Annotated in this window: 4 protein-coding genes; all 4 read left to right on the top strand. The window is 42.1% G+C overall.

The features are described 5' to 3' along the window. Positions 1–651: 651 nt before the first annotated feature. The 4 genes from AC1DPK_RS33755 to AC1DPK_RS33770 all read left to right on the top strand — a co-directional run bounded on the left by AC1DPK_RS33755 (position 652) and on the right by AC1DPK_RS33770 (position 6,561). Positions 652–1,668, top strand: coding sequence for an SAM-dependent methyltransferase (locus AC1DPK_RS33755; RefSeq protein ID WP_076265825.1), 1,017 nt, complete (start codon positions 652–654; stop codon positions 1,666–1,668). A 135-nt stretch (positions 1,669–1,803) separates the two neighbouring features. Beyond that, positions 1,804–3,558, top strand: coding sequence for a sensor histidine kinase (locus tag AC1DPK_RS33760; RefSeq protein WP_477512982.1), 1,755 nt, complete (start codon positions 1,804–1,806; stop codon positions 3,556–3,558). Continuing rightward, entirely contained in the window at positions 3,551–5,107 is a 1,557-nt protein-coding gene (locus AC1DPK_RS33765) for a response regulator transcription factor (protein WP_477512983.1), read from the top strand. The genes AC1DPK_RS33760 and AC1DPK_RS33765 overlap by 8 nt, the downstream gene beginning before the upstream one ends. Before the next feature lie 116 nt (positions 5,108–5,223). After that, a complete protein-coding gene (locus tag AC1DPK_RS33770) occupies positions 5,224–6,561 on the top strand; it encodes an ABC transporter substrate-binding protein (protein WP_339202676.1) in 1,338 nt (445 codons plus the stop codon). Positions 6,562–6,760: the final 199 nt, after the last annotated feature.

Below are 6,760 nucleotides of genomic sequence, written 5' to 3' on the forward strand. Positions count from 1 at the left end.
GGTTTAAGACTATATTCTAGTCTTATTTAGTTTTATTGAGCCCATTTAGTTGAAATAGGTCTAGTTTCTATATCTATTTCACTAACATCGTCCATTAATCATTATTTATGGGCTAAAACAATGGTTCATATGGCTATACTCAAATAATACCTAGCAAAAATAATATCTGAGTTAATTACTCGAATAATTACACGAAATGTGACATATTCGGTTATAATGCAAACAAAGACTAAAAATATAAGTAGAACTAAAATGCTGAGGAATTAATTTCCTGGCATTTCTATGTTTTTTTATTATCTCTGATCTATGTAAATGTTTGTATTTACGAAGGCTTCAATCTTTCACACATCAAGACACGATTTACATTTACAGACAACAAACTTCCAGCGTGTCCCGTAGGGACGAAAGCGCTCATCCGTAAACTAAACATTCCAGCACAGATTATCGCCAACGTTAGTCGAGTTGCGGGTGTCCAGAGGGTGCAACCCTTGGGGCCCTCCCTTGGAAGGGAGGGTTTGGGTGGGTTCGAAACGCTTGTAGGGTTGGTGTAGTAATTGTTTAGGGCTCAGGGTGCTAAACCCTCGAGGGCAAGGGTGAAAAAAATCCCTTTAGGGATCTAGGGTAATATAACACGAAAGAGGTTTAACATACGTGAGTCAATGGATCGGAACTGCTAATCAAACTTATGCACCATATGCGATGGAGGAGCTTCGGAGGCTGATTGAGGGCGTTGCCTTCACACAACTGGCAGCAGGAGAAGTGTTTTTAATGACGAGCCCGCTAACACGGGAAGAGACGCTGCAAGCGATTCATCAGCAGGAGCCGATCTTTTTGCGCCATGTGCAGCCGGTGGATCGGACGATTGAAATTACAGGAAATGCGAATGATTTAGAACAATTATCTAGCATGGTTCGAAATGCTGTATTAACTTTGGAAAATAAACGGGTAGCCGTTCATATTAGACGTACGTCGAAGTCGGAGTTTGTGTATTCGGCTGCGGATACAAAAGCGGTAATTGATGCGGTACTCGAAGAGATTGACGCGGAACCTGTTGTACAGCAGCCAGACGTTATTATTGCGATCTATGCGGCGATCAATCAGCTTTATGTCGGTTTTGGATCGCCATCGGAGATGCTCTCGGATTGGCCAGGCGGAGCCGTTCGTTTTCAACGCGAAGAAGGACAAGTCTCGCGTGCCAAATTTAAGCTGCTTGAAGCAGAACGTGAATTCAACCTAAATTACGCACAGTTTCAAAATGCCCTTGATGTTGGCGCAGCGCCAGGCGGCTGGACATCCCTTTTACTTGAGCGCGGCTTGAGAGTTACAGCCATCGATCCTGCTGAATTGCATCCATCGCTAATGGCGTATCCCACGCTAACTTACTTAAAGCGCAATGCTTCCGAAGTGAAATTCAATCCTGATTCATTCCAGCTACTAGTCTGTGATATGAGCTGGAGTCCGATGATGATGTGCAAGCTCGTTCTCGATCTTGAGCCTGCACTAACGAAGGGTGCAACTGCCATAATTACAGTTAAGCTGATGCACCGGAAACCGCTTCAAACGATTCGAGACGTGATTTCAAGACTTTCAACGGAATTTAAGCTTCAAAAAGCTAAGCAGCTGTTCCATAACAGAGAAGAAATCACACTTTATTTGATCAAAAAATAACAGGAGTCGCCCCCCTTGTTGAAAGGAGGGCGCTCTTTTTTCAAATCCAGCTTACAATCCTAGCAAAGAATAAGTATGTCTTCTAACCACTAATAAATCGATAATAGCTGTAATCTCTTAAAGGAGACCTGGCCAATGCAGAGCTTGAAAGCGCTTTATATGAATTTGCGTATCAAACACAAAATGTTTGTGTTGATATCAGTCATCATGCTGGTTGTTGCTATGCTTGCTATCATCATTCAGCAATACGCTTTTGATTTTTATGATCAGGAAATTTATAAGCAATCTTCCAAAGCGCTCAGTTTGTCGTCCCTCAGTATCGAGAATGAGCTGAAAAAGATGGAGAAGCTTACCTTTATGCTTTCAACGGATTCTACGATCCAGCACTATTTGAGATCCATCAAGAGCGGTTTGTCCGATTATGATAACTATGTTGTGCAATTAACGGTGAAGGAGCGAATGGTCAATATCGGCGGGCTTGATAAATACGTGCTTTCCGCCCAGCTGTATGACGTAAATGATAATGAATATGCGGTTGGTGCAAACTCGATAACGATTTACCAGGACCGTCTGGATGCATTCAAAAATGCAACAGCGGTCAAAAAGGGTGGGAATACGTGGATTGCCCCCTACAGCAACGATAAGTCCTTAATTGCTGCGCGAGAAGTGCGTTCGTTTGAGCAGCTGAGCTTAGACTATCTTGGCACTTTAGCGCTTCGCATCGATATGAACAAACTGTTTAGAGATCTTGCTAAAGGCATGAACAGCAACGACGCCAAGCTAGTCATTATGAAAAACAATGAAGCGGTGTATCCTGAAGCGTCCGCTTTTTCCATGGAGTCCTTATCTGCGCTGCCTGGCAATGAGGGCTACAAAGTTATACGTTATGAGGGGAAGCAATATTTTGTTACTTATATAGCGTCAACGTATACCGATTGGACTTATTATACGCTGATCCCATTTGATGACATCTTTGACCGTGTCGTGAAGGTCAAAAATACGATTATTATTATTTTTGCTATATTATTTATCGTCATTCTCCTCATTGCAGTTGGCTTCGCAAATGGTATTACTGAGCCTATTGAACGCTTGAATGCTAAAATGAAAAGAGTGCAGCTCGGCAATTTTGAATATATCGAGGAGCCGAATGAGAGAGCGCTTGCAATGGATGAAGCTGGTCAAATGCATCGAAACTTCCGAATAATGATTGAACGAATCAATGAGCTCATTCATGAAAATTACGTGAAGCAGCTTACAATTCGCGATACGGAATTTAAAGCGCTGCAAGCTCAAATTAATCCACACTTTTTGTACAACACATTAGAGTCGATCAACTGGTCCGCCAAGCTAAGCAACCAAACACATATTTCTCAGATGGTTGAAGCGCTCGGCTCCCTGCTCAGAACGTCAATCAATTTGAAGGAGCCGCTCATTCCGCTTAGCAAGGAACTGGACATCATTAATCACTATGTCACGATTCAGAAATATCGTTTTGAAGAACGGCTTGATTTCCATATTGACGTACCAGACAAGTTACTTAACTGCAGCATTCCGAAGCTTTCGCTTCAACCGCTCGTTGAGAATGCAATCAATTACGGCCTTGAACAAATGATTGACACCTGTAAAATACAAATACATGCCTATGTGGAAAATGAGCTGTGGTTTATTTCAGTGGAGGATAATGGGCCGGGAATGGAAGAAGAGTTTGTCACAAAGCTATTAAGCGGACAAGTGCAGACGAAAGGCTCCGGCTTAGGCTTGAAAAATATCGAAGACCGCATCAAGCTGCTGTATGGCGATGCATACGGCTTAATGGTAGAGAGCAAGCGAAACGGCGGTACCAAAGTGAAGCTGATGCTTCCTTATGAAATGAGGGATTCCCATGTATAAGGTTTTGTTGGTTGATGATGAACGAATCATCGTAGAAGGCATATCGCGAACTGTAAACTGGAATGCATATGAGGCAGAACTGGCAGGAACGGCGCGCAATGGACTTGAAGCTTTGGCCTTTATCGAGAGCCATATGCCGGATATCGTCATTTCAGATATCAAAATGCCAGGCATGAACGGGCTGCAGCTGGTGGAAAAAGTGTATGAAAACTACCCGCATATCGCATTTATTCTTCTTTCCGGCTTTAGTGAGTTTGATTATGCTCGCACTGCGATGCAATTTGGAGTTAAACACTATTTGCTTAAGCCATGCAATGAAAATACGATTACGGATGCACTAACCGAGGTGATAACAGAGCTGAGGAAACAGCAAACGCAAGAGAGCTTCATGCTTCATATCCAGAAAGAGCTTTCAAAGGTACTTCCTCACGCGAAGGAGCAATTCCTTAAGGAGCTTGTTACCAATAAAACATATGGCCAGCGTGATTGGGATGATTATGGCAACCTGTTTCATATTACAGTAGACAATGAAAAGGTTCAGTTGATTTTGTTTCAAATAGAGGGTGTGTTTGAATTTGAGCATCTGTTTGCGGTCAAAAACATCGCTCAGGATGTCCTCGGCAAACCGACGGTACTTCTCAGTACGACGATAGGAAAACATGTGCTGTTGCTCATTAAAGAGATTAACGAAACAGACGTTTTATTTGCACAATTGAATGAAATTAAGCAAACGTTTTCTTCCTATTACAAATTGGATGCTACAGTGGCCGTCAGCAATCCAGGTCAAATTATCGATGCTCGTAAAATGTATCGTGATACGCTGGAATGCTTAAATTATCAATTTTATTTAGGCGAAGGAAGCATCATAACGCAGAAGGATGTTGAAAGAGGAGATGATAATGCGCTTAAGCCTTTCATCTATGATGAAGAGCCTCTTTGCATGCATGTCAAATCAGGAGACTGGGCGTTTGTTCAGCATGAGCTGCAAAACTATTTTGATATGCTTGCCGACAGTCGCATGGACATGCATCTCTCGAAATCTTATGTCATACCGCTTTACATATCTGTCGTTAGACAAGGCAAACCTGAAGAAATCAATGAATATTTAACTAAGATTGCCGGATTTGATCAATTTACAACACTAAAAACGACGCAGCAATTCGTCACCGAATGTGCGCAGCAAATATGCTTGAACAACTTTCATACCCACACCAATAAGCATTCCGCCATTATTCAGAAGATGATTCAAGTAATTGAAGCGCATATTTCCAATCCTGATCTATCGCTCAACTGGGTAGCAAGTGAGATCTTATACATGAACGCAGATTATGTAGGCAAGCTGTTTAAGAAGGAAATGGGAGAGAAATTCTCAAATTATGTTGTTCGGTTAAGGATGGAGCAAGCGATGGAAGAGATTGAGAAAACAGGTGATGTGAAGGTTTTTGAACTCGCTGAGAAATTTGGTTTTGGCGATAATCCGCAATATTTTAGTCAAGTTTTTAAAAAACATACAGGGTTCACGCCTTCCGAATTCAAAAGGTCGCCATAATGGCGACCTCTGTTTTTTTAACAAAGAAAGCGGTTTTTTTAATTCCGACGATTCGACATTCACCCTATAATAAAGCTTGTAAACAACATTAAAGAGTCTGGAAGGGGCGTAACACAATGAAAGCACCAAAGAAAATGCTTTTGATGCTCATGGCTTTTGCACTAGTTCTCGTAAGCGCTTGCGGCGGAAACGCAAACAATGAAAAACCAACAAATGCGACCAACGCACCAAAATCAACAAACGAAGTGAAAGAAGAGCCAGCAGAAGCAAAACCGGTCACTCTTCGTATCGCATGGTGGGGCGGTCAGCCGCGTCATGATTACACAATGAAAGTCATTGAGATGTACAAAGCGAAAAACCCGCATGTAACGATAGAAATGGAATATGCAAACTATGATGACTACTGGAAAAAGCTTGCTCCTCAAGCAGCTGCAAACGAGCTTCCTGATATCATCCAAATCGATACGCAAAACTATTCGCAATACGCTGGCAGAAAACAATTGGCTGATTTGACTCCATTTATCGGCAATCAAATTGACGTAAGTGACATTAGCCAAAATGCAATTGATGGCGGTAAATTAGGCGATGGACTATACGGTATGAACCTTGGTGTAAATGCTCTTGGATTTAACTACGATCCAGCACTACTTAAAAAAGCAGGCATTGATTCCATTCCTGAAAACTACACTTGGGATGATTACGTAGCAATGGCTGCAAAAGCAAAAGCAGCAGGAATTTTCTTCGACAACGGTATGCGTCCAGAAGTGTTCTTCGGCTACTACCTTCGTACACTTGATAAAACGTTGTTTAACGCAGAAGGCAACGGCCTTGGCTACGAGGATGATCAACTATTCACCGATTTCTTCGGAATGCTAGCTAAACTTGTTATCGATGGTGCAGTACCGTCACCAGACGTTCTAGCTCAAATCAAAGGCGCAGAAGACAGCCACCTTGTATTGAACCAAGGCATTGGCGTATGGCAATGGTCGAACCAATATGTTGGATTGCAGCAAGTGGCTAACCGTCCGCTAGCAATTGCTCCAATGGCTGGTCCAAATATGACTAAAGGGTTATTCCTTAAGCCAAGTATGTTCTTCTCCGTATCGGAAAATTCGAAAGTGAAAGAAGAAGCAGCTAAATTTATCAACTTCTTCGTAAATGATATCGAAGCTAACAAATTGATTTTAGGCGATCGCGGCGTACCTGTTTCCTCTAAAGTGAAAGAAGCGTTAAAAGCAGTTTCTACTGAAGCACAAATCCAAGTATACGACTATGTTGCTTGGGCAGAAGCGAACAGCTCACCAATGGATCCAGCTGATCCAATCGGTTCTGCAGAAGTGTTCAAATCGCTCACAAGCCTTGCAGAGCAAATGAACTACAACAAAATTAAACCAGAAGACGCAGCTAAGAAGTTTAGAGACGAAGCAACCGCTATTCTTAAGAAAAACAAGTAATATTGTTTGAGTAGAAGCGATGGTTGGTCGTTAGATCGACCATCGCTTTTTCATAAATAAAGATGCTTTGGCACGCTAGACTTCGTATAGGAGTTGGATAAGATGAAATCGCTATCACTTAAAAACAACTTGGTAGGCTACACCTTTATTGGTCCATTTGTTATCGGATTTTTATTGTTCACCTTAGTACCCGCTGTCG

Source organism: Paenibacillus sp. 01T424 (assembly GCF_056398745.1).